Genomic DNA, 21,880 nt, shown 5'->3' with positions numbered 1-21,880 from the left:
TACTCGTTTAGAATTAGGTTGAGCCTTTATGTGACGGGCGTCACGGGCTATCACTCATCAATTAATTGTAGTGTAATTCAAGGAAGGAGGAAGGATTATACCTTAAGGTGGAAAAGCATTAATGAATCCTAGGCACAAATTCAATTAATGCTTTTCTATAAGGTTGTTATAAAAGGAATTATAGCCAGGTAGGCTTAGCCAAAAGTGCTTCAAAGTCCTTAGCAGGTAATGGTCGGCTATAGTGGAAACCTTGTCCGAACTCACAGTTTAGGTTTTTCAGGTAATCCACATGACGCTGTTCTTCGATGCCTTCTGCGACGATCTTAAGATCCAGCGCTTTCGCCATTGCTATAATTACGTTCACAAGCTCGCGGTCTGAGTCGTTCTCGAACATATTTTGCATAAAGCTACGATCAATCTTTAAGCGGTCGAACGGAAACTTCTGCAAGTAACTCAGCGCAGAATAACCAGTACCAAAATCATCAATAGTAAGTTTGGTGCCTAACGCTCGTAAGTTATTAAGCATGTCTAATAGCTCAGAATCGTGATTGAAGAGGAGACTTTCTGTCACTTCAATATCGAACTTATCTGACGGAAGACCAGACTCCTCAAGGCTGTGTTTAATAAACGTAAGTAAGCGCTCGCAGTACCTAAATTGAACACTAGAAAAGTTTACAGAAACAAACAACGGAGTCAGACTCTGCCATTGTGCCGCTTGTCGACACGCTTGTTGAATAGCAAACTCACCAATTTGATGAATTAAACCATTTTTCTCTGCAATAGAGATAAACTCTTCAGGGTTTACGAATCCGTACTTGTCATCATTCCAACGCATTAGCGCTTCTGCCCCTACGATTTTACCACTACTCAGCTCAATAATTGGCTGATAATACAGCTCTAACAACTGATTGGAGATCGCACTTCTCAGGCGATTTTCCAGATCTAAGTAGCGTTGCAAGTCTTGGTTCATATTATGGTTATAAAAACAAAAGCCATCACGCCCATCTTGTTTCGCCCGATACATTGCCATATCTGCACATGCAAGAAGCTGCTCAGCGTTGTCTCCGTCATCCGGGAACACAGACATTCCGACGCTACTACTCAAGAAGAATTCATGGTTGTTCCAAACAAACGGATCGTTAAACGCCGAAAGTACACTTGAAGCAACTCGCTTTGCAGTATCATTATCAGGCAAATCAGGGATGACGAGTAAAAACTCATCCCCACCAATTCTCGCCAATAAGTCTGTTTTTCTCGCGACTTGATACAGTCGCTGAGCACTGAGTTTAAGGATTTCATCCCCAACAAAGTGTCCCATTGAATCGTTAATCTGCTTGAAGTGGTCTAAGTCGATGAACATCACCAAAACTTTAGACCCACTACGCGATGCCCTAATTAACTCCAAAGCCAATCGCTCGGAACCATAACTACGATTAGGCAAATTAGTTAATGTGTCATATTTAGCTTGGAAGGCGAGTTCTTTTTCAGACGCTTTTCGACGTTCAATTTCGTTCGTTAATTTTTTATTCTGTTGAGAAAGAATATCTTTACGCTTTTTTTCTTCCTCAAGCTTAATTTTCAATTCAATCCTATTATTGTTCGTGATGAATGCATAACATAAAGCAATGACGATCATAACGGCCAGAATACTCAAACCAATAATAAAGAGCCGTGATGTAAATATATCTCGTTCACTCAAAGGCTCGAACCACGCCATCAATTTAAAGTGATGTTTATCCACAGGCACTTCAAAGTAAATTTTTCCGTCTACAGCCTCAGAAACGAAATAGTTCTCATCCTTATTGTGAGAAGGTATTTTATTTATGATATCCCATACAACCATTTCCACGTCTTTTATTTTTAGCACCATTCGGCTATAACTATCTTCGTGTTCTTGGTTAGTAAGTTGGTCAATAACAATATTCTTATTAAGATCGGCAATTAAAAAAGCAACAGGCTTTCCGGAGAACTTAACTTGCTTAATGACTTGAATGCGAACGTCATCATTGTATCGCGTCGCACAAACCTCTTCGGGATGCCCGTGTTGAGTCATTAAGGTTTGTATGTCCATTTTGTGCTCGGCAAGGTTTTCAGATCCAGTGGTGACAATGGTGACTCCATCACTGCCTACCAGCGTGAGCTTTTTATAGATTTGGCTACTATTAATTAGCTTACTGTCTATCTTCTCATCGAAGCGACGCTTTAAATTAATTAAACTGGCACCTAACCCATACTCCATTGACATTCCAGAAGCTAAATTACCAAAGAATGTTTGTATTGTTTTATCTGTAGCTAGATTATCAACATCTTCACTCGCTATGGTAAATAAATTATCGAGTGTGCTTGCATAACTTTTAACTTTTAAATCTAGTTCTCTGTATTGAGATTCTTTTAATTTATTTTGACCTACGCTAGTCACAGTAATAAGCATAGCTAGGTAAATTGAAACTAATATTGCGCTTATTGTAATAAATCTTTTACTGGAAAATTTTTTAACGGCCTTATTCATCGGACTTTCTTTTTATCTTCTATAAAGTAATCGTTATAAAAGTAGTAAATAGATGGATAGTATTTTTTTACTAATTTTTCGTATGAACCGTCTTTTTTTATCGAGTTTAAATAACGATCAAATGCTTTGCGTAATTCAGGGGAATTTTTACGGAATGCAACAGCCATTTTTTGATTTTCAGATATAGGGCCAATGACTTTTATTTCGCCCGGCCATTTTTCGAGGGCAATTAGCGTATCCGCAACATCTAATAATGTGCTTTCCGCATCATTTTTCATTATCGCTGGAACCATCTCATTAAGGAGACGCGCCCCATCAGGTAATATAACTTTTGCACCTGTGTCATATAAGTCATAAAGGTTAGGATCCAAGCAAGAATGTTCTAAAGCTAACACTTCGCGACCATCGATCAGCTGCTTGACGTTTTTAACATCTTCATTGACCGACCCACTTGGTTTAATCGGGCTCAGACTAGAGTCGGATCTGGAAACCAACCATACACCTGAAGGAAAATAATCTTGTGAAAAATCGACAACCTCAGAGCGCCAATCAAGAATAGTAACGCCATTTGCGATCAAGTCGCCTTCAATTGGAACACTTTCTCCGACAACAGCCTGCTTGTTGTGATATTGCACATTTTGCCCTGTCAACTTACCAACCACGTCGCTCCACTGTGCTGGAACATACTGGTACTGAACACCTAACGACTTGGCAAAACCTTTTATTATCTCTACATCCAAGCCAGTCAAAGTTTCCACTTCACCTTGTTCAATATAGGAGACAAAGTTAGCGTACGGGACACCAATGTGACGCAGTACACCGCGTTCACGGATTTGTTGTAAATCGTCTGACCAAGCGGCAGATGACGCAACAGAGGTAACCATGAGCGCCACCGTCGCTAAAGTTCTTTTGAATGTTATGACTGACATAATAATATCCTTACCTTTCACAAAGCGCCCAATAATGGGCGCTTGAGTGATAAACAACGATGTTAGAACGACGAGTAATACAAATTCGTCATCGCCACTACGAGCCCTTCCACATCTTGTTCGTCATGGAACAAATGCGTAGAGATACGCAGCGCGTAAGTATCAAAGTCATCATCCTTATGCAGCTTAAAGCTAGTCGTACGGATGATGTAACCATACTCTTCACGTAAACGATCTCGGAATTCCGTCAGTATCTCTTCATTAGTTACATCGGAGAACGGATTAACCGTCGTTAAGCCACTGGTTAAGCCTTCCACGTTTGGTGAATACATTTTGGCTTGTGGTAAGTACTCTTGAAGCAAGGTTTTACATAAACTACCAAGGCTTACAACTCGCTCTTCGATACGGTCTCGACCAATCTCATCCCACATTTTGCAACTATCAACTAGTGCTTGTTTCGCAGGATAGTTATCGTTACCAATGTATTGCATTTGCAGCTGTTTACCCAGGTAATCAGCATGAGAAAGTGAGGAGTTGATCAACCATAACGGGTTCTCTCGGTCACTCCAATACTCATTCAAACGGTTACCATTATCACGAACATACAGAATACCTGTCGCGCCCGGACCACACTGCCACTTATGACCAGATCCTGCATAGAAATCACAATCCATATCGTGGAAATCAAGGTCAAACATACCGACCGTATGCGCGCCATCAACAAGAGTAGGCACACCATACTCTTTTGCTAAAGCACAAATGGCTTTTGCTGGTAGCGCGGTTCCTGTTTTGTATGTGATATGAGAGAAAACAATTAGGCGAACGTTTTGATTCGCATCAAGCGCGTCTCGGAACGCTTGAATGTAATCTTGCTCAGAAACGTTTTCAGTACCAGTAAATACTGGTAGTTGAATTTCTACCACATCCACACCAAAACGATGTTTCGCTACGTTCATAGGTGATGTTGCAGCAATATGTTCATGGTGTGTCGTTAGAATCACATCACCTGGTTCAAAGTGTAAGCCATTAATGATCGAGCATAAGCCATCAGTAGTGTTGCGGCTGAGAATGATCTCTTCTGGGTTAGCACCAAAACCTGGTGCGACGTCTTTAACCATCTCAGAAACATACGGCCAAGAGCCAAATTTGCCTTTCATATCCCAAGGATATTTAGCCACCAGCTTGTTGTTATGCTCGTAATCTTCAAGAACATGTTTTGGCATTGAACCTGTTGTACCAATGTTCATGTAAGTGGTTCGTTTGTCCAAAACGAACTGTCTTCGCACTTTACGCCAGAAGCGCTTATCGTGTTTTCTACCTAGCCCGCGGCTGCTCCAATCAATTTTCTGTTCTCGTGCTTGAGCTACGCCTGAGAAAGCGGAAGCACTCACACCAGCAACAACAGCTCCTGTTGCGCCTTTCAGAAAATTACGGCGGCTGCTATTAGTCTGAATAGATTCCTTGTCTTTCATCTTTTTCAATCCTTGTCGGAAATTAGCCATATTATTAATTTTAAGTGCGTAACTATCTGTTACTAAAACATTATTACCCATTACAATCAGAGTTTAATTTTTTCCCCTGCCATTAAGTGACTTTAGTTCCAATTTTTTATCTTATTTGATGATATAAGCAACAGTTTGACCACAAATCTATAAACAACAATGTTCACATTAATATATTCGTTAATTTGACTATTCTTTATTGCGGACAATTCCACCAAATTCTTTATAAAACAATTATGAGCTTTGTTATAAAGTCATTAAAAATTTAACTTTGCGTTAATTTAAAAATATTCAGGCTATTTTAAGATTGGCGTCTATTCTTTTTATATCTTAACGATCTCAATATGTTAAGACTAAATAAAAGAAAGCTGATTTCGGATCGAGATATCAGTTTAAGACCATAAAGTGATACACATCACTCTATGACATAAACTCACCGCTCAACATACATAAGTAAAACAGGTTTTCACTAATATGTGCTTGAGCGTACACCCTAAAAGAAGGAGGTCCCATGTTAAAAGGATTGCTATGCATTTCAGTTGCATCCGCTCTTGTCGCCGCCCCTAACGCGCTAGCAAAAACGGTAGAAATGACTGCTCTCAACACCAATGAGAGTGCGGGTACCATTGAGATTTCACAAAGTGATTATGGCGTTGTTTTTACGCCTCAATTATCAGGTTTGTCAGCAGGTGTGCACGGTTTCCATGTTCACACTAATCCATCTTGCGATAGCATAGAAAAGGATGACAAAACCGTATTAGGCGGCGCAGCAGGTGGCCATTATGATCCTAACAACACAGGGAAGCATGGCTATCCTTGGACCGATGACAATCATTTAGGCGACTTGCCTCCACTCTATGTGGACATGGACGGCAATGCCAATCAGCCCGTTGTCGCGCCTCGCCTAAAATTATCGGATTTAAAAGGTCGAGCGTTAATGATCCATGCAGGTGGTGACAATCACTCCGATCACCCAAATAAGCTAGGTGGTGGTGGCGCTCGCGTCGTATGTGGTGTTATTGAATAAACATTAACTTATGTCGCACACTTCTCTTTAGATTGCGAGAAGTGTGAACTTCTGTTGATACTGAGAGGAGGTTGCATTGGTCTCAAGATAGCTGTGGTGAAGCATTAAGATCGATTGGACAATCTTCGTCCCGATCCCCAAAGAACCGCCCTCCGCTTCTTCCTCGATGTGATTGACGAAGGTAAAGTGGATACGCGACTTATCCTCACTCAAATGCGCTTGGCAATGCACTTCCGAGCCGATTGGGCTGTGGCGCAATGCATTTTCAAGCAGGTTCAATACCAACCTCTCCAATAGCCCCTTGTCACCCACAGTTTTGATTTCGCTATCGATATCCACTTTCAACACCACTTCTTTACGAGAAAACTGGCTCTGCATCGTTTCGGCACATTCTGCCATCAAAACGCCAAGATCTACGGGGCGGTACTCGTAATTTGGCATTGGAGCTTCTTTGCGCGCAGCGTCTAACAAAGAATGTAATTGAGTTGAGAGCTTCTCACAATTTCGGAAAGCGACATCAATCAAAGGATCAGATTCCGGATGTTGCAAACGCCACGTTTCCAAATAGCCAAGCACACTCGATAACGGCGTTTTTAAATCATGACTAAGCTGCAACAAGCTTTGACGACGATGAGACGATTGATACTCCAACTGTAAAAACTGCTGCTGAATGTGCTTCGCCATCATCTGATAAGAGTGCGCAATCGGCACAAGCTCTGGCACTTGGTGAGTAAAATCAGGTTGCAGGCGGAAATCATGTTCAGCTTGCTGTTGAAGTTGCTTGGTCACGCGCTCAATCGGATTCAATAGGCTACGTTTGACCAGCACATAAGCTCCAAGAGCAAAGCCTAAAATGGACACTAAGACCAATCCTGCCAGCGCGATGTAAGGAGTATCGACTTGAGCATTGGCAATGGCGTCATGTCGGGTACTGCCAATCACCACGTAGAGATAACCGATCGTAGAGCCTAATTCTTCTATCGCGGCGACAGAAAAGACTTTGTGCTCACCACGATTACGTGGGTCTTCACCCAAAATAGGAAAAGGTTGGTCATTTAAGAATTGCTTAATGGGATTGAGATCCACCTTACCCATGATCTCCGCCCCTTCTGGTGCTGCATGGGTGGTGATATTGCCTTGGCTATCGAGGAAGTAGATTTCAAAGTCAGGGCCGATCAGCATGAGTGTATGAAAGATCGATTTGAGCGCTTTAGGATTGTAATCCGTCCCGATCATCAGCGGGTTATCATCACGCATGTGGCTGGCTAGCTCTTTATGCAGGCTTTGCTTAGTGCGTAACTCAATGGTTTCTTTTTGCCAATTGTAAGTTAGTGCAATCACCACCGCCGCGAGGCAGAACCACAAGCTAGTAAATACTACCAAGCGAGATTTGAAGCTCATCCTATCGCCTCCTTAAACAGCGGTGTTTTTGCAACACCCGTGGTGATTGAAAAATGACGGTGAAAACAACTGCCGACTTACTGTCTTGGCTTGATGTTTTGACTTACTTTCTTGCATTAGTGTCTTGGCTGAAACTTATATCCAACACCCCACACGGTTTGAATGAAGTGATGATCAGAATCAGACAACGACAACTTGCTGCGTAAACGGTTTATGGTGCTACACACCGTATGGTGATAACCAGAATGACTGGTGTTCCAAACGTGATCGAGCAATTCATCTTTACTGTAGACTCTGCCCGGACGAGTCGCGAGAAACTGCAGCAAAGTAAACTCTGTCGCGGTAAGAGTGACATCTTTGTCGTTTAGGGATACTTGGTGCAACTCCGGAATAATTCTCAGCGGACCAAAATCCATCGCATCGTCGAGGACTTCATTTGCCACCTTTGCTTCTGCGGTTTGGCTGACTCTGCGTAGCACGTTTCGCACTCGTGCTTGGAATTCTAATACGCTAAATGGCTTAGTGATGTAGTCATCAACGCCCGCTTCTAAACCGTCAACCTTGTCCATTTCACCGTCTCTGGCTGTCAACATGAGCACTGGACTCCAATCTTGTTGCTGACGCAAATAATGGCAGATGTCTAGGCCATCACCATCTGGTAAACCTCGGTCAAGGATCAATAAATCAAAGGGTTGTTGCTGATATTGCGCTTTAGCATCGGCGACATTTGTGGCCCGCGACACTTGGTGTCCTTGAAACTTGAGATGCATCTGAACCAGTTCTGCCAAATCATCGTCATCTTCCACCAACAAGATGTTCGCGACTAAATTGATTGCCTGTTGTTCCATGGTCCTTTCCTTGCCTTCGAGTATCCTCACTTTGCACATGACCGGAACAAATTAGAAATTCTTTCAAAAAAGGTTCCGATGACGCCGTGAGGGATAAAGCGCTCGGCTACAAGCGCTTTGGAAAGGAGAGGTCATCGGAGCCTGTGTTACTCGACTCGAGTGATGGTGACTTTCGCACCTGGGTTCAAGAAACGATGGTTCGCAGAAAGTGCTGAGTTTACTAATCCATCATCTTGGCTAACAACACCCGCATGGAATGCAACAACGTCATTGCTGTCATTGCGAGCAGCATTGAAGCCCTCACCGCCACCTGCTGGACCCGGAATGGTTGCGGCAAGCTCATCGTTCAGTTCCGTGCCCGAATCCCAAACGTTCATGCTCATTTCGTAGCTTTCACCTACTGCGAGCGATTTGAGCGATAACCCCGTTTCGCCAACAAAGGCATCGTTGGTATTCACGAACATAGACGCCACAGACAAGTAACCGTAACGACTAGGGTCAACCGTGATGGTGACTTCGTCCGATGCGCCAGGCAACACCAATCCATTACCCGAAATACCTTGGTAAACACTGTCATTGCTGTTCATCAATTCAATCAGCTCGGCGTTACTGCCGCCTTCGGCAAGGTGCTCAAGTTCAACAGATGCGGCTTGTCCAATTTCAAACAGTTGGTAGTCACCATTGTGAGTGAGTACCGCGAGCGGAGATATTGGTTGATTCGCAGTCAAGTTCGCCACGTTGACGGTGTAGCGGTACGATTTCACTACGTCATTATCATCATCGCTTGGGCAACCGGCGAGCAAGCCGACTGAAGCTGCTACTAGTAAGATTCTGTATTTCATACATCCCCCCTTACTTCACAACGATTGTGATGGTTGCAACTGGGTTTAACCAACGATGGCTGCTGCTATCTAGGTCACTGATGCCGCCAGTTGGATTGCTATCACCAAGGTTACCCGGATGCACGTGAACTTTGTCGTTAGTTACCGTTGCTTCAACGCCTGTGCCGCCAGTACCAAAGGTAATGAAAGGTGGGTTTGGCATGCTAGACGCAAGTTCATCGTTCGCTTCTGTACCAGCATCATAACTTCTTAGCGTTGCTCGGTATGTACCCGCCTCCGTTGGAATCTTCCAGCTATCTAGACCGACAAAACCATCATTGGTTGGCAACAACATCGCGCTCAGAGAAAGATAACCGTGGTCGCCACTGTCCAAGGTGAAAGTGGTTGCAACACCTGGATTCAAAATGCCACCAGCAGGGTTCTCAACCACCGCACCACCAGCGTTACCAATCACACTAGCAAGACCAGAGATATCACCGCCTTCTGCCATTGCTTCTAGTTCTGGCGTTGCTGCTTGACCCGTTCTGAACATTTGAAGATCAGAGCCATGTGCAGCAACAATAAGTGGCGTAAAGTAGATGCCTTTGGTTGCGTTTGTCACGGTGATTTCCAATTCCGCCGCATTCACTGATGCAGAGCCTAGTGCCATAGCGACTGAAGTCATGACGAGTCCGAGTTGGGTACGTTTTTTCATTGTGATTCCATCCTTTAATGAGGGTTGAACTACCCAAGCCCATGTGTACGTCTTTACTTCTTTGTTCGTGACTTGAGTAGGTTAAGCATTACGTTTCGAACGTTTTGTGTTCTTGCCTCTAAGAATGACGAGCAAATCTATCAGCAACTTCATCGAATTCTCATAAAATTCTCACAAGTTCTGTTCGAATTCTGTCAGCAGCACTTTTTTACTCTTAATCAGCTATTTACACGTCGCGCTTTCCCCTCCTACAATGCGATATTCCCTGTTTAAATCACGATTCTCACCATGATTCATAACGTTCTGTCTGCCTACTATGGCGAAATCTACGGCATCGCTTTTTTCAACCACTACTTGAGCCATTACGCCCAAAGTGGACAACAAACACTGTGGCAAACCTTGATTGAAGTAGAAGAAGTCACCGCAGAAAAGCTCAAACCTGTATTGCTTACAAATGGCATGGATGTCGAAAGTCGACACCAAGAGATGTTGGATAAAGGCTTGGCAGATGCAACCAAATGGATTGGTTTACCATGGCAAGAGTTGGTGGCGACTCTTCTGAAGTGGGTAGAACCTTATGAGGTCAAGTATCGAGAGTGGCATGAAGAAGTGAACGCTTCACAGCAGTATTCAATCGCTGAGCGAGAAGCTATCGAGTTGATTGCAGACCACGAAACGGCCATTTATCACTGTTGGCAGCAATACCATACTGGTGAATCTGGCTTGCCTGCACTCAATGCATTTTTGGCAAAATATCGTTAAAGCGAGACGGTGACACTTGAACCTCGTGAAACCGTACCAGACAATATCGTTATTCCGCTGCGCAGAACTGAACAATTATGGTTAATCCAAAACTCATTGCCCTACTTCCTGATCTTGCTTCGTTTATCTTGGTGGTAAACGAAGGCAGTTTTACCGCTGCTGCTAAACAACTCGGCGTAACGCCATCGGCTTTAAGTAAGTTGATCACACGATTAGAGCAAGCCCTCTCGGTGAAACTGTTTGAGCGCACGACTCGTAAGTTGATCATCACTCAAGCTGGGCAAAAGGTTTACGACCAAAGCATCGCAATGGTGAATGCCGCACAGCAAGCCGTTGAGCTATCTGCGGAAGATCATGCCGAGCCAACAGGTGCACTCACTGTAGCAGCCCCTGAAGCATTTCTTAATTCGGTGCTTCAACCGTTTGTGTTGCCATTCCTAGAACGTTATCCAAATATACAGCTTAAGCTGCGTGCAGCAGATGGTGAGATCGATCTGTTCCGCCAAGGCATTGATGTCGCATTTAAGCTTACCGACAAACCCGATGAGAATCTGGTGCTCAAAGAGATCAGCAAGACCAATCTCGTTTTATGTGCCTCTCCAGATTACCTCACCAAACACGGTATGCCTGAGCATCCCACTGAGCTTGAGCAGCACGACTGCATTTACCTTGCCGAGAACGACAAAGACAACATCTGGTCGTTCTTTAAAGAGGAAGCTTTCCACTCCATTGCCGTGAGTGGACGCTACGCCGTCAACCATTCTCAAATGCGCTTGAATGGGGTTAAGTCTGGCTTGGGAATTGGGATCTTCCATGACTTCGTGATCAAAGACGCGTTAGAGCAAGGAGAAGTGGTGGAGGTTCTGCCGGATTGGATGATAAAGAGTAACTACCACGGCGCTATCGCGATGCAGTATGCACAAACCAAGTACATGCCTGCTCGTCTGCGCGTGTTTATCGACTTCGTTAAGGAGCATTTAGTCTCCGAGGACACTAACCATGCTTGAAGAGGCTAACCATGTTTAATGCTATTCATCACGTCGCGATCATTTGCAGCGATTACCCAAGGTCAAAACGCTTTTATACTGAAGTGTTGGGATTGAAAGTCATTGCTGAAAACTATCGTGAAGCCAGAAACTCATACAAGCTTGACCTTGCTTTACCTGACGGCAGCCAAGTGGAATTGTTTAGCTTTCCGGGCGCACCAGAGAGACCGAGCTTTCCCGAAGCACAAGGGCTGCGACATCTCGCGTTTTTGGTTGATGATGTTGAACAGGTGAAAGCCTACCTAGAATCGAATGACGTTGAAGTTGAGCCAATTCGTATTGACGAATTCACAAGCAAAGCATTTACCTTCTTCCAAGATCCAGATGGCTTGCCGCTGGAGATTTACCAGAAATAAAAAGAGCCAGCACTTCGCTGGCTCTTTTACTATTCCATTCTTTGTCTGTTACTAATTCAACGCCGTTTTCAGCTTCTCGATGCGGTTAAACAACAGCCAATCCAGTGCGAGAACCGTAACAATCGCCAAACCGCCCATCGGGAACGCCAAGCACAATATCACCAACGTTACTAAACCAAGCTTCCAAATGCCGTCTTGCTGAAACTTAGGTGGCGCGCCCAATGCGGCACTGCGACTTGGTCTACGAATCCACCACATCACCCCACCTGTGATTGAGATTAAAATGAACGCCAAACAGAACACTACGTTGAGCACTTTGTTAACCACACTGACATCACCTTGATGCAATGACACACCTGCCGCCATGAACTTGGCAAATAGGCTGTAATCTTGCCACGTTACATCCTCCAACAAGCGACCGGAATATTGGTCAAAGTGGCTGGTGCGATCTTGTCTTGGGTCGGAAATATCGCCGCCCATAGAGTTAGCTGCAACGGTGTAAACGCCCGTCTCAGAGCGCGGCAAAAACAGTTTATAACCAGTGAAGCCCATCATTTCAGCCTTGAGGATGATATCATCAATGGAGAGCGCATCATGGTTGCCTGCGTATGCCATATCTTCCTTCATATTGGCATGATCATGAGCGGGTTTGTCTTTCGATTCAGGCACAGCAGCAAGCTCTAAGTTCCATGGCATCTCTTCTGATGCACCATGATTCAGGTCTTTGTGTGTCAGTGTCGACTCTGGTTTCTCACCCCATGTGTAATAGGTTGGGAAGGTATTCCAAGCTTGCACCATTTTCGCGCCCCATATCCCAGCCCAAGACAGACCTGAAATCAAAAAGAACAACAGAACAATTGATAGCACACCGCCTAAATTCGCATGCAGGTCACGCATCAAAATTCGAGGGCCATTGTTAAGGCGAGTTTTCAAAAAGCCAGCGCGGCTGGCGTTGTCTCTCGGTAACCAAAGGTACAAACCAGACACCAACAGCAAAATCCCCAGACTTGCGGCGATTTCAATTAAACGGTCGCCTAGGTCGCCGATGAGCAATGTGCCGTGAATGCTGTTCATCAGTTCATAAATGCTATCACCACGATTAATGGTGCCTTGTACGTCTCCTGTGTAAGGATTTACTGCAACAATCAGCGAGCTGCCTTCTTGGTTTTGAATCGAGAATCGGTTGGCCATATCGGCCGTTTTAGCAGGTACAAATTGAGTGACATTAAAATCGGGATACGCCTGCTTTACGGTTTCTAATTGTGCAGAGACGGGAACCATTTGCTCTTGTGGTGAAACTTGTAATGTCGCTTCGTATCGAGCCAGTTCGATTTCATCATCAAACAACATCACTAACCCCGTGAGGGAAAGTATCAGCATAAATGGAATGACGAACAAACCTGCGTAGAAGTGCCATCGCCACGTCATAAAGTAGATGGATTTTGCGCGTGAGGCTTCCTTGAGTTGAGGCTTTGCCGAGTTTCTCAACATGTGTATTTTCCTTTTTTCATTGTTGAACACCCAAATTGAGCCAAACGCATCCTGCACATACGCATTCGTATGCGGCGCGATTTGACTTAGATTCGGGAGTACCACTGCTCGAAGTGGCAGTGTTGCTGACTATATACCCAAGTGACTTCAAGATACTGGATTCAGAGCGTTGTCATTGATTCGAGTGCAAAGAAAACAACGCTGTGTAATAGACAACTCTTTCCAAGTTGTTTGAAGCAGCAATCGGAGCAATGACACGCTCCCGAAGGGCGAGTTGCCTTGGCTTGTATACTTTGTTGTCGATATCTTGATTTAGACCCACTAGACCTTTAAATCGCCGCCGCGTCTACAAACCAAGTCATTCTCGCTGAACCAAGCATCTCGAGGTTACTTGGGTATCGTGTAATTGTTTTTGTTATGAGAAAAGGGAAACTGGCGGCGCTCTAGGAACTGGTGTTTCAAATCGCACACTTAGAGCCAAATAAGCGTAGCTGTCAGAAATCACCAAGCTCAGTCTTGAGAGTATTGGTGTCGTTGGAAGTGTATCGTGATGAAAAGTCGAGAAGTGGCTAAAAGGACAAGGCTTACCTTTGTGGCTGACAGAATTGTCGCCCTCTTCTATTTGAACCAACTCAAAACCGTTAAGCGTACATAACGTCGCCCACACGCCCATGCTGTTACCATGAGCATTGATAACAGGCATCAGCGTCACTAGCACCCAACTGAGAGCACTAGCAAATAACATCGAGCGGTAAAAAGGAATTAATCTACGCATAACGGTGACTTAACAAATTTCACACAGCGTAACCAATTCTGAGTGGTAGCTCAAAAACAGGATCAATAAGTGGCTGCTACCTCACAGGTTTTCTTGAATACCTCGATTGACAGGCACAAAAAAGCCCGCCGAAGTGGCAGGCTGATGGTCATTTCTTCAAGTTGGATAAACGGTTAGCTAAACAGTTTGCTCCAGATACTTGGGTTGCGTTTGTCGTGATACTCTTCACGAAGGCTATCGATTTCACGCAGTTGCTCTTTCGCTTCTTCTAGCTTGCCTGCATCAAGATCCGCTTCAATCTTATCTAGCGTTACCGTCAGTTTGTTAAAGCCTTCTAGGTAGATATCGAACTTCTCTGGTGGGTAATTACCACGCTTAGATTGTTCAACGATCGCTTGCAAGCTATCAATCGCAGATTTCATGGTTTCAACATCAGACGCTTCCGCCGCCTGTTTGAATTCCATCTTCATCTGCTTCATGTTTTGTTTTAAGTCGACGGCTTCTGCCATTGCGTACGTTGAGCCTAACGCAATTACACACCCCAACACTAAAGGACGTAACATCTTCACTTCTCCATTGAATGCCGAATTCTGAGTCGGCTTTTTAATGCGAGCAGTGTAAAGCAATCCCTTAACACTTGCATAACCAAAAATGTAATCAAGTTTATGCGTTGCGAATCTCGTCATACTCTGCAATTGGCATACGGCCACGCAGCTCTAAGAAGGCTAAGAATTGTTGTGCTGAGTGAGTAATAACCTTGCTGCTGTCGATGCCGACTCTATCCATTAACTCACCCACCAAGCTCAGGTTACCCACATCGTGGCAGAAGTGCGCATCACTGCCTGTAGTGAAGAAGACACCGAGCTCTTTACCGATTTGTGCAATTTCATGGCAACGGTCTACGCTACCGACACGGCTGTTGCCTTTCAATGTGGTGTTATTGATTTCAATCGCGACATTGTGCTCTTTAGCGCACTTCAGTACAGCTTCAAAATCGAAGTCAAAGTTGGGGTTACCCAAATGGCCTAGCGCGTCAACACGACCGTTTTTGATGATGTTCAACAGCGCTTCAGTGTGCGTAGCACTGTCCGCTGGGCGGAACACTGGCTCATGAAAGCTAGCAATCACCCAATCCAAATTGCGATCAACGCTATCTGGAATATCGATCTCACCCTTGGTGTTCATAATGTTAGATTCAACGCCACGAATAATCGCAACGCCTTCAAGAAAGCGCGGAAGAATTTTCTGGTTAGAGAAGAACCAGTAATGAGGCGCACCCGGCATTGATTCAGCGTGATCGGTCGTGCAGAACATATCCAGCCCGTTCTCTTTTGCCGATTTCGCGTTTTCAATCAACGTACTATAAGCGTGGCCGCTGGCGTACGTATGCGTGTGGGTATCAACCTTAAATTCCATCATCAACTCTCTTGGTGCGCAAATTGGCGGCTATTGTATACCCACAAGCAACCTATCGTCAGCCCAAATTGACCCGCAATCTAACCTTACTCTTCGCTGATGAGCTTGATCAACGGCAGTGCCTTCTCCCAACCATGATTGAACATCGACACAAAATCGCTGTGAGTATGAATGGTGATACTCAGCAACAAGCGATCTTCTATCGTCTCGATCTGATAGATCTCACGAGATCCGATCCACTTAGATGCCAAATCCCCATCCAATTGCTGCCGATTATCCGGGTTAAAAATGGCAACATGATGAAACTCGAGTTTTTGTAGCGGCAGCACCGTATCGATGATCGCCCTTGTCCCGCCCATATCTGGATCAAAGAAAGTAATGTCACTTCCCTCTTCCCATGCACCATCAAATTGAGACTGAGGTGAAAAGGCTTGCGCCCAACGTTTATACAACTCAACATCGGTTAGCACTTCCCACACTCGTTGCGGTGTCGCCGAAATTTCGACGTAATAATTTAGCGTAAGCATGATTTCTCTCCCTGAACCTTTCTTGACGCTAGCCCATACTCAAGAAAAATCAAACCACACGACCAATTTATCTACCTGCCCCCTTCATTTTCCGACAGACTAAGAAGTTCTCGCTTGTAAACCACCACTGCGATGCGCCGTAAAACGAACCCAACATGTGTTCAGTATGATTGCGAGCACTATTAAACTCATCCCAACAATTTGACTTTGACTCATTCGGTCTTCAAAAAACAGGCTCTGCCAAACCGCAGTGAACAATAAGTTAGTAAAAATGAGTGGCGCAAGTTGAGAGCCACTGCTTGCCAGTTTATATGCTTTGGAGCGAAAAACTTGGGTGTTAATGATCATCAGAGACATCATACCGATCCACAGCGTATTTGAAGAAATCTCAGGCGCCATAACACTCATATTAAGTAACACGTCGAAGTCGTTAAACAAAGTTAGCGGCAACAGAAATACGGCAGCAAAACCAAACGCCCAAAAGTTGATTTCTAGCGGCGACATATTTGTTTTACTCACTTTATATAACGTAAGCTGAGAACCAGAATTGAAGAGTCCACCAGCCAAGCCGAGCAATAAATCCGCTCGCCATGTGATCTCACTTCCACCGCCCGCCAACATAACCACACCAGTGAACGCCATTGCTAAAGCCGCCAATGTTGAAACACGAATGCGCCCCCTCATGAACAGCTTTTCAACCAAGGGAATAAATAATGGGCCAGTAGCAAACAAAACGACCCCCTCAACGAGCGTTAACGTTTGTAATGACGCGATAAAGCAAAGTTGTGACAAACCGATACAAAGAGCACGCAATAAAATAGGCTTTAGCGTGCCCGCTTTAGGAAAGGTAAGGTTTTTCACACGAAGTAAGATAAGCAAGATAAGCGCAGGCACCAAAAAACGTAAGAAGCTAAATAGTGTGACGGAAAGTTCGCCTGACAACTGCTTTGCTAACAGTCCAGTAACAGATAAGCTTAACGTAGACATCAACATGAAAAGGATAGATTTATTTACAGCATTCATTCAATACTCCTTAATATATGGAGCATTTTAAAAGACATCACTTATCGTAAATAGCGAGTAATATTAACCATTGATGTAAGAAAAACTTACAGTTTAACTTATCTATCACCAGCTACGGTTTTTAAATTATGCGGAAACTAGTCCCCTTAAAGTCCATCTACGCATTTGTTGCAGTAGCTGAGTCTGGCAGCATGACAGAAGCAGCACAGATATTAAGTGTGAGCCACTCAGCCGTAAGTCAGGCAATTAAATCGCTGGAGAGTCAAGTCAACAAGCCTCTATTTGATCGCATAGGCAGACAAGTTCAACTCAACGCGGACGGTAAAAAGTATTACAGGAAGGTGGCACCCGCTTTAGAGCAAATTGTCGATGCAACGGAAGCACTCATCCAAGATCAGAACTTGCAGCGTGTTACGCTCAATATGGTGAATTCATTGGCTCTTCACTGGTGGATTCCTCGAATGTCAGATTTACAAGGGTTTGCTCCTCAATTAGACGTTCGTTTATCAAACCTGTCTGGCAGATTCAATTTAGAACAAGAAGGTATCGACGCGGCCTTGGTGCATGGAAATCCCGAAGAATGGCAGGATTACTACTGCGAAAAGCTCAGTGAAGATGAACTGGTTTTGGTGTGCAGTCCTGAATTGATAGCGAAGACCAAGGACTCAAACATCACTCAACTCTTAAAGCAGTATCCCATCATTGAAGTTACTAACGAACGAAGAAAAAATGACTGGAACGTGTGGCTGGACGCGACGAGTATCCAGCGACCTAAAAATAAAAAACCAATCACTTTTAACATGTCGATACAAGCCGTCCAGGCCACAACTCGTCGTTTGGGGTTATTGGTCACTCATCGCTTGTTTGTGAAGGATGACATCAAATATGGTCAGCTAATCGAGCTGGGTGAACCCGTCATTAATCCTCATCAACAGCTTTACTTTGTATGCCCGCCACACAAGCTAAAGCTTGAATCGTTTCATCTGTTGCGATCTTGGCTACAACAATCATTCAACTATTAGAAACTTTTGTTAAGCACATTCACTGAAAAACTAGTATAAAGTTAGAAGAGCACTTTTCATCCAAGGATGGTTTATGAAGCAGTATCAAATATGGCTAAGCGCACTCTGTTTTGCAGTATCTTTGAGTACGACCGCTGAAGTAGAAAATGATAACCGCCTTTCAGAACAAGGGATCTCCACGGCAATTATTGGGGGTCAGCAGGCTACCCAAAACCAACTTCCTTTTTTTGCACGTCTTATTCTACATAAAACTGGCGCTAATCAGTTTGCCAATATTTGTGGGGGAACCATTGTAAACGACCGCTTCATTTTAACTGCGGCTCACTGCGTAGAACCAAGCGTTTTTACTGACGGCTGGACAATCAACGACCTACGAGTGTTAGTCAAAAACCCTACGATGAATGACGTGTTTGTTGAAGAATTCAAAGATGTTCGCTCTATCACGATTCATCCTGATTATGTGCCTAGCGATTTATGGATTAATGACATCGCTGTCCTTGAATTGACTAGACCTATCACCGATAACGTCCAATCCATCACTTTACCGCAAGACTTTGGAGACTACAGCAGCAAGTCAGTTTATCAGATATTCGGTTTAGGTCAGACCTCAACCAATGATGAAAGCCCCCCTAACTATTTACGCTGGGCAGAAGTAAAACCCCTTACCGACACCCAATGCGCTTCGTTGGTAACAGGGTTTAACGCTCAGGAAAGTTTATGTGCGAATGGATTTCCTGAACGAAGCTACACTGGTATCTGTCGTGGTGACTCAGGCGGTCCTCTCACCTATCAAGACAATAATGGCATGTATCAGCAAATTGGCATTGTGAGCTACGGTTCTTCAGTTTGCGAATCCGCTGCGATTCCAAGTGTGTTTACCGAGATTTTGAACTATGCAACATGGATTGAGACCCAAACCAGCTCAGGTGTAAAAACCAGTTATAACGCCCTCTTAGCAAGTTCGGAAGATTATCATAGCGAAGGGGACTCTGGCTTTGAGCCTGTCGATACCAACACATCTGGCTTTGGTAACAACGGCAGCAGTGGCGGCGGTGCTCTCGGATCAGGGTTGATCATGCTTGGAGGCTGGTTTGGTTGGCTAAGACACCGCAGAAATTATTCGCGCTCCTAGTAGCGTCAACAAGACATCATAATATCTTACGCTTAACGCGAGAGTTAATGATGTCTTCAATCATCTTTTGCTCTTTTTTCGCTTTTTCATAGTTCTGCTTAGTACGCCAACGATCAAGCACTTTTTCTAACCCTTGAACGCGTGCGTGCTTGTGTTCTAGCGTTTTCTGTACAGATGCACATTCCGCTTGCATAACGGCTTGCTCTTGCTCGTGGTGACGAAGCATTCTTTGTAGCATTTGGTCAACACGATTAAAGTTCATCAAAGCCGCGCTCGTCAGCGTCGGGCCGGTTCGGGTTGATTGTCCAGCGTGGCCTTTCAACGCCGACAACTGTTCCAATTGCATTGAAAGATGGGAGTGACGCTGACGCATGGCATCAAGTTGTTGACCCACACGGTCACGCTGTTTTTCTTCCATTTGCTGTAACTTGCCTACGGCTTTTAACTTGGATTTCATTTCAGCCTTGTCACTCCCATTTGATTAAGCACTTTGAAAAAGCTGCGCGAGCTCGGTCAAACTGGTTGGGTAATCTACAGACTCGTTGGCAGCTTGTTGTAGATATGCACGCAAATTTGGATACATAGCAACAGATTGATCTAACTCAGGATCTTGTCCTGGTTGATAACCCCCTAATGGCAGTAACTCTTTAACCTGAAGGTAGTTGGAGTACATTTGACGGAAGTTATTCGCAATCGTGCTGTGTGCGTCCTGCGTACAAGTATTCATACAACGGCTAATAGACGCGTTGATATCTATCGCGGGATAATGCCCTTGCTCAGCCAGTTGACGCGATAAAACGACATGCCCATCTAAGATGGCGCGCGCGGAATCCACGACAGGATCTTGTTGGTCGTCCCCTTCTGCCAATACGGTGTAAATTGCCGTTAAGCTACCATGTTGATTTTCACTGTTACCCGCTCGCTCTAAGAGTTGAGGTAACACGCTGAAGACTGAGGGCGGATAACCACGAGAAGCTGGAGGCTCACCGAGCGAAAGAGCGATTTCGCGCTGTGCCATGGCGTATCGGGTTAGAGAGTCCATCAGAAGTAGAACGTCTTTGCCTTGGTCTCGGAAATACTCTGAAACGCGATGACAAAGTAATGTCGCTCTTAACCTCATTAGCGGGGATTCATCAGCAGGAGCCGCGATAATGATCGCTTTCTTGCGCGCTTCTGGGGTTAAGTTTCTCTCGATGAACTCACGTACTTCTCTGCCTCGCTCACCGATAAGCCCGACCACAATTACATCGGCCTCCGTGTTTTTGGTGATCATCCCCATTAACACACTTTTACCGACGCCACTGCCAGCCATCAAACCAATACGTTGGCCTTTGCCTACCGTCAATAGTCCATTAATCGCTCGCACGCCTACGTTGAGTGGTGTATCAACTGGGCGTCGCTTCAGTGGGTTAATCGGTTTTGGTTCAAGTGAAACTCGATCTCCCCCCTTAAGCGGTGCCCCGTCATCTAACGGCTCACCTAAACCATTCAGTACGCGTCCTAACCACTGAGAGCTTAGCTGCACGGTACTGTCACCATCAAGAGGGATGACTTTTGCACCTGCAAACAGACCACCTAAACGGCGGATAGGCATGAGGTAAGCAATAGTGTGTTCAAAGCCCACAACTTGCGCTTCGATCATATCGCCTTCCGCGGTTTCTACGAGACAACGCTGCTCAAGCTTAAACCGACACCCTACGGCTTGTAACATTAAGCCGTTTACTTTTATCAACCGCCCTGTTACGCGGGCTACAGGGATTGAATCAAGCGAAGCCAAGGCTTCGCTCAAACGCTCACTTAATAGTTCATGGCTTAGGGTATTACTCATGCTCAGACTCTACCTGTGGAATACTGACTTCATCCAAAAGGTGTTGCTTTACATTGTCCATACAGGCTTCCAAACGAGAGTCGCAGCTCGCATCCGCTTCTGCGTCATCAGTCACTAACTGACAGCCACCAATAGGAAGCTCCGTATTAGGGACCAGTTTCCAAGATTGCGGCAAATCAGCATTGATGTGAGTAATGCGCTCTAAATCTTGCGGATTTAAATGCACAGTTACTGTTTCCGCTTTACCAGGCATGGCAGACAATGTCTCGTCCACCAAAGCTAGGATCTGCTGAGGCATTAAAGTGAGCTCGGCACGAATCACTTGCTGAGCTACCTTTTGTACCAGTTCACAAATCATATGGCGTTGTTGCTGTTCTTTTTCATCTTGCCAACGAGAAAGGGCGTGAAAAAGTTCATTGACAGGCTTCGCCGCCTCCAAAAAGCCTTGCTTTCCAGACTGCTCACCGGAAACAAAGCCTTTTTGGAAACCTTCTTTTTGGCCTTCCAACAGACCTTGTTGCTTGCCCTGTTCGATACCTTGGCGTAAGCCTTCCTCATGTCCTTGTTGCAAACCTTGTTGAAAACCTTCTTCAAGTTGCTGTTGGATATCTATTTGAGGTTCTTGCCAGCCTTGGTTATCTAGCCCGAATTCGTCTTCGATAGTCTTAGGTTGCGCTAAAGGCGGAAAACGGTGTAAACGATACCCGCTCGGAGGCAATCGCATAGTACTTGATTTTGTCTCTAGCATGA

General features: G+C 44.8%; 22 protein-coding genes. 6 read left to right on the top strand and 16 right to left on the bottom strand.

What is annotated here, in order from left to right; genetic code table 11:
- Positions 1-178: 178 nt before the first annotated feature.
- The 3 genes from R7P35_RS01250 to R7P35_RS01240 all read right to left on the bottom strand — a co-directional run bounded on the left by R7P35_RS01250 (position 179) and on the right by R7P35_RS01240 (position 4,910).
- Positions 179-2,509 (bottom strand): putative bifunctional diguanylate cyclase/phosphodiesterase, encoded by a 2,331-nt coding sequence (locus R7P35_RS01250; RefSeq protein WP_318091583.1) that lies wholly within the window; start codon positions 2,507-2,509, stop codon positions 179-181.
- Positions 2,506-3,438, bottom strand: coding sequence for a transporter substrate-binding domain-containing protein (locus R7P35_RS01245; RefSeq protein WP_042521667.1), 933 nt, complete (start codon positions 3,436-3,438; stop codon positions 2,506-2,508). Before R7P35_RS01245 ends, R7P35_RS01250 begins: the two co-directional genes overlap by 4 nt.
- 62 nt (positions 3,439-3,500) lie before the next feature.
- On the bottom strand, positions 3,501-4,910 hold the full coding sequence (locus R7P35_RS01240; RefSeq protein WP_005375092.1) for an aminotransferase class V-fold PLP-dependent enzyme: 1,410 nt from the start codon (positions 4,908-4,910) through the stop codon (positions 3,501-3,503).
- Between the two features lie 541 nt (positions 4,911-5,451).
- Here R7P35_RS01240 and R7P35_RS01235 point away from each other — a divergent pair.
- Positions 5,452-5,967 carry a superoxide dismutase family protein gene (locus R7P35_RS01235; protein WP_017635497.1) on the top strand — a complete coding sequence of 172 codons (516 nt, stop codon included), beginning with the start codon at positions 5,452-5,454 and terminating at the stop codon, positions 5,965-5,967.
- A gap of 27 nt (positions 5,968-5,994) precedes the next feature.
- Here R7P35_RS01235 and R7P35_RS01230 read toward each other — a convergent pair whose 3' ends face one another.
- The 4 genes from R7P35_RS01230 to R7P35_RS01215 all read right to left on the bottom strand — a co-directional run bounded on the left by R7P35_RS01230 (position 5,995) and on the right by R7P35_RS01215 (position 9,752).
- Positions 5,995-7,368 (bottom strand): sensor histidine kinase, encoded by a 1,374-nt coding sequence (locus R7P35_RS01230; protein WP_213960529.1) that lies wholly within the window; start codon positions 7,366-7,368, stop codon positions 5,995-5,997.
- Positions 7,369-7,484: 116 nt separating this feature from the next.
- Positions 7,485-8,216 carry a response regulator transcription factor gene (locus R7P35_RS01225; RefSeq protein WP_006741967.1) on the bottom strand — a complete coding sequence of 244 codons (732 nt, stop codon included), beginning with the start codon at positions 8,214-8,216 and terminating at the stop codon, positions 7,485-7,487.
- Between the two features lie 146 nt (positions 8,217-8,362).
- A complete protein-coding gene (locus R7P35_RS01220) occupies positions 8,363-9,058 on the bottom strand; it encodes a spondin domain-containing protein (RefSeq protein ID WP_213904627.1) in 696 nt (231 codons plus the stop codon).
- Positions 9,059-9,068: 10 nt separating this feature from the next.
- On the bottom strand, positions 9,069-9,752 hold the full coding sequence (locus tag R7P35_RS01215; protein WP_213904629.1) for a spondin domain-containing protein: 684 nt from the start codon (positions 9,750-9,752) through the stop codon (positions 9,069-9,071).
- 288 nt (positions 9,753-10,040) lie between these two features.
- Here R7P35_RS01215 and R7P35_RS01210 point away from each other — a divergent pair, with 288 nt between their 5' ends.
- The 3 genes from R7P35_RS01210 to R7P35_RS01200 all read left to right on the top strand — a co-directional run bounded on the left by R7P35_RS01210 (position 10,041) and on the right by R7P35_RS01200 (position 11,916).
- Positions 10,041-10,514 (top strand): hypothetical protein, encoded by a 474-nt coding sequence (locus R7P35_RS01210; RefSeq protein ID WP_213904630.1) that lies wholly within the window; start codon positions 10,041-10,043, stop codon positions 10,512-10,514.
- A gap of 77 nt (positions 10,515-10,591) precedes the next feature.
- Entirely contained in the window at positions 10,592-11,521 is a 930-nt protein-coding gene (locus R7P35_RS01205; RefSeq protein ID WP_042601221.1) for a LysR family transcriptional regulator, read from the top strand.
- A gap of 11 nt (positions 11,522-11,532) precedes the next feature.
- The gene (locus tag R7P35_RS01200; RefSeq protein WP_213904632.1) at positions 11,533-11,916 is read left to right on the top strand and encodes a VOC family protein; all 384 of its coding nucleotides are present in this window, start codon (positions 11,533-11,535) and stop codon (positions 11,914-11,916) included.
- A gap of 51 nt (positions 11,917-11,967) precedes the next feature.
- Here the strand turns inward: R7P35_RS01200 and R7P35_RS01195 are convergent, their stop codons facing one another.
- The 6 genes from R7P35_RS01195 to R7P35_RS01170 all read right to left on the bottom strand — a co-directional run bounded on the left by R7P35_RS01195 (position 11,968) and on the right by R7P35_RS01170 (position 17,148).
- Positions 11,968-13,407 carry a PepSY-associated TM helix domain-containing protein gene (locus R7P35_RS01195; RefSeq protein ID WP_258458241.1) on the bottom strand — a complete coding sequence of 480 codons (1,440 nt, stop codon included), beginning with the start codon at positions 13,405-13,407 and terminating at the stop codon, positions 11,968-11,970.
- A 415-nt stretch (positions 13,408-13,822) separates the two neighbouring features.
- Positions 13,823-14,182, bottom strand: coding sequence for a hypothetical protein (locus R7P35_RS01190; protein WP_063344780.1), 360 nt, complete (start codon positions 14,180-14,182; stop codon positions 13,823-13,825).
- 173 nt (positions 14,183-14,355) lie between these two features.
- Positions 14,356-14,745 (bottom strand): cytochrome b562, encoded by a 390-nt coding sequence (locus R7P35_RS01185; protein WP_039840069.1) that lies wholly within the window; start codon positions 14,743-14,745, stop codon positions 14,356-14,358.
- A gap of 100 nt (positions 14,746-14,845) precedes the next feature.
- Positions 14,846-15,598 carry a phosphatase gene (locus R7P35_RS01180; RefSeq protein ID WP_039987536.1) on the bottom strand — a complete coding sequence of 251 codons (753 nt, stop codon included), beginning with the start codon at positions 15,596-15,598 and terminating at the stop codon, positions 14,846-14,848.
- A gap of 86 nt (positions 15,599-15,684) precedes the next feature.
- Positions 15,685-16,125, bottom strand: a complete 441-nt coding sequence (locus R7P35_RS01175; protein ID WP_054579357.1) for an SRPBCC family protein — start codon at positions 16,123-16,125, stop codon at positions 15,685-15,687.
- Between the two features lie 99 nt (positions 16,126-16,224).
- Entirely contained in the window at positions 16,225-17,148 is a 924-nt protein-coding gene (locus R7P35_RS01170; RefSeq protein WP_025768592.1) for a DMT family transporter, read from the bottom strand.
- A gap of 128 nt (positions 17,149-17,276) precedes the next feature.
- Between R7P35_RS01170 and R7P35_RS01165 the strand changes: the two genes are divergently transcribed.
- Both R7P35_RS01165 and R7P35_RS01160 read left to right on the top strand, forming a co-directional pair.
- The gene (locus R7P35_RS01165) at positions 17,277-18,170 is read left to right on the top strand and encodes a LysR substrate-binding domain-containing protein (protein ID WP_005384012.1); all 894 of its coding nucleotides are present in this window, start codon (positions 17,277-17,279) and stop codon (positions 18,168-18,170) included.
- A 73-nt stretch (positions 18,171-18,243) separates the two neighbouring features.
- On the top strand, positions 18,244-19,302 hold the full coding sequence (locus R7P35_RS01160; RefSeq protein ID WP_025768593.1) for a S1 family peptidase: 1,059 nt from the start codon (positions 18,244-18,246) through the stop codon (positions 19,300-19,302).
- 16 nt (positions 19,303-19,318) lie between these two features.
- Here R7P35_RS01160 and fliJ read toward each other — a convergent pair whose 3' ends face one another.
- From fliJ to fliH, 3 genes are read right to left on the bottom strand one after another with little or no spacing between them, the layout of a single operon-like run.
- Positions 19,319-19,759: a flagellar export protein FliJ gene (gene fliJ, locus R7P35_RS01155; RefSeq protein WP_017820533.1), complete on the bottom strand. Its 441-nt coding sequence runs from the start codon at positions 19,757-19,759 to the stop codon at positions 19,319-19,321.
- A gap of 24 nt (positions 19,760-19,783) precedes the next feature.
- On the bottom strand, positions 19,784-21,130 hold the full coding sequence (fliI, locus tag R7P35_RS01150) for a flagellar protein export ATPase FliI (RefSeq protein ID WP_005375057.1): 1,347 nt from the start codon (positions 21,128-21,130) through the stop codon (positions 19,784-19,786).
- Positions 21,123-21,878: a flagellar assembly protein FliH gene (fliH, locus tag R7P35_RS01145; protein WP_005375050.1), complete on the bottom strand. Its 756-nt coding sequence runs from the start codon at positions 21,876-21,878 to the stop codon at positions 21,123-21,125. Before fliH ends, fliI begins: the two co-directional genes overlap by 8 nt.
- Positions 21,879-21,880: the final 2 nt, after the last annotated feature.

Source organism: Vibrio sp. Vb0304, assembly GCF_033338995.1.
Classification (GTDB): Bacteria; Pseudomonadota; Gammaproteobacteria; order Enterobacterales; family Vibrionaceae; genus Vibrio; species Vibrio alginolyticus.
The sequence above is the reverse complement of the archived record's forward strand: the minus strand, read 5'-3'. Positions and strand labels throughout refer to the sequence as shown.

Bases quoted from the DNA above. Each gene is read 5' to 3' on its own strand.
- R7P35_RS01250 (WP_318091583.1), bottom strand. From the start codon at position 2,509: ATGAATAAGGCCGTTAAAAAATTTTCCAGTAAAAGATTTATTACAATA.
- R7P35_RS01245 (WP_042521667.1), bottom strand. From the start codon at position 3,438: ATGTCAGTCATAACATTCAAAAGAACTTTAGCGACGGTGGCGCTCATG.
- R7P35_RS01240 (WP_005375092.1), bottom strand. From the start codon at position 4,910: ATGAAAGACAAGGAATCTATTCAGACTAATAGCAGCCGCCGTAATTTT.
- R7P35_RS01235 (WP_017635497.1), top strand. From the start codon at position 5,452: ATGTTAAAAGGATTGCTATGCATTTCAGTTGCATCCGCTCTTGTCGCC.
- R7P35_RS01230 (WP_213960529.1), bottom strand. From the start codon at position 7,368: ATGAGCTTCAAATCTCGCTTGGTAGTATTTACTAGCTTGTGGTTCTGC.
- R7P35_RS01225 (WP_006741967.1), bottom strand. From the start codon at position 8,216: ATGGAACAACAGGCAATCAATTTAGTCGCGAACATCTTGTTGGTGGAA.
- R7P35_RS01220 (WP_213904627.1), bottom strand. From the start codon at position 9,058: ATGAAATACAGAATCTTACTAGTAGCAGCTTCAGTCGGCTTGCTCGCC.
- R7P35_RS01215 (WP_213904629.1), bottom strand. From the start codon at position 9,752: ATGAAAAAACGTACCCAACTCGGACTCGTCATGACTTCAGTCGCTATG.
- R7P35_RS01210 (WP_213904630.1), top strand. From the start codon at position 10,041: ATGATTCATAACGTTCTGTCTGCCTACTATGGCGAAATCTACGGCATC.
- R7P35_RS01205 (WP_042601221.1), top strand. From the start codon at position 10,592: ATGGTTAATCCAAAACTCATTGCCCTACTTCCTGATCTTGCTTCGTTT.
- R7P35_RS01200 (WP_213904632.1), top strand. From the start codon at position 11,533: ATGTTTAATGCTATTCATCACGTCGCGATCATTTGCAGCGATTACCCA.
- R7P35_RS01195 (WP_258458241.1), bottom strand. From the start codon at position 13,407: ATGTTGAGAAACTCGGCAAAGCCTCAACTCAAGGAAGCCTCACGCGCA.
- R7P35_RS01190 (WP_063344780.1), bottom strand. From the start codon at position 14,182: ATGCGTAGATTAATTCCTTTTTACCGCTCGATGTTATTTGCTAGTGCT.
- R7P35_RS01185 (WP_039840069.1), bottom strand. From the start codon at position 14,745: ATGTTACGTCCTTTAGTGTTGGGGTGTGTAATTGCGTTAGGCTCAACG.
- R7P35_RS01180 (WP_039987536.1), bottom strand. From the start codon at position 15,598: ATGGAATTTAAGGTTGATACCCACACGCATACGTACGCCAGCGGCCAC.
- R7P35_RS01175 (WP_054579357.1), bottom strand. From the start codon at position 16,125: ATGCTTACGCTAAATTATTACGTCGAAATTTCGGCGACACCGCAACGA.
- R7P35_RS01170 (WP_025768592.1), bottom strand. From the start codon at position 17,148: ATGAATGCTGTAAATAAATCTATCCTTTTCATGTTGATGTCTACGTTA.
- R7P35_RS01165 (WP_005384012.1), top strand. From the start codon at position 17,277: ATGCGGAAACTAGTCCCCTTAAAGTCCATCTACGCATTTGTTGCAGTA.
- R7P35_RS01160 (WP_025768593.1), top strand. From the start codon at position 18,244: ATGAAGCAGTATCAAATATGGCTAAGCGCACTCTGTTTTGCAGTATCT.
- fliJ (WP_017820533.1), bottom strand. From the start codon at position 19,759: ATGAAATCCAAGTTAAAAGCCGTAGGCAAGTTACAGCAAATGGAAGAA.
- fliI (WP_005375057.1), bottom strand. From the start codon at position 21,130: ATGAGTAATACCCTAAGCCATGAACTATTAAGTGAGCGTTTGAGCGAA.
- fliH (WP_005375050.1), bottom strand. From the start codon at position 21,878: ATGCTAGAGACAAAATCAAGTACTATGCGATTGCCTCCGAGCGGGTAT.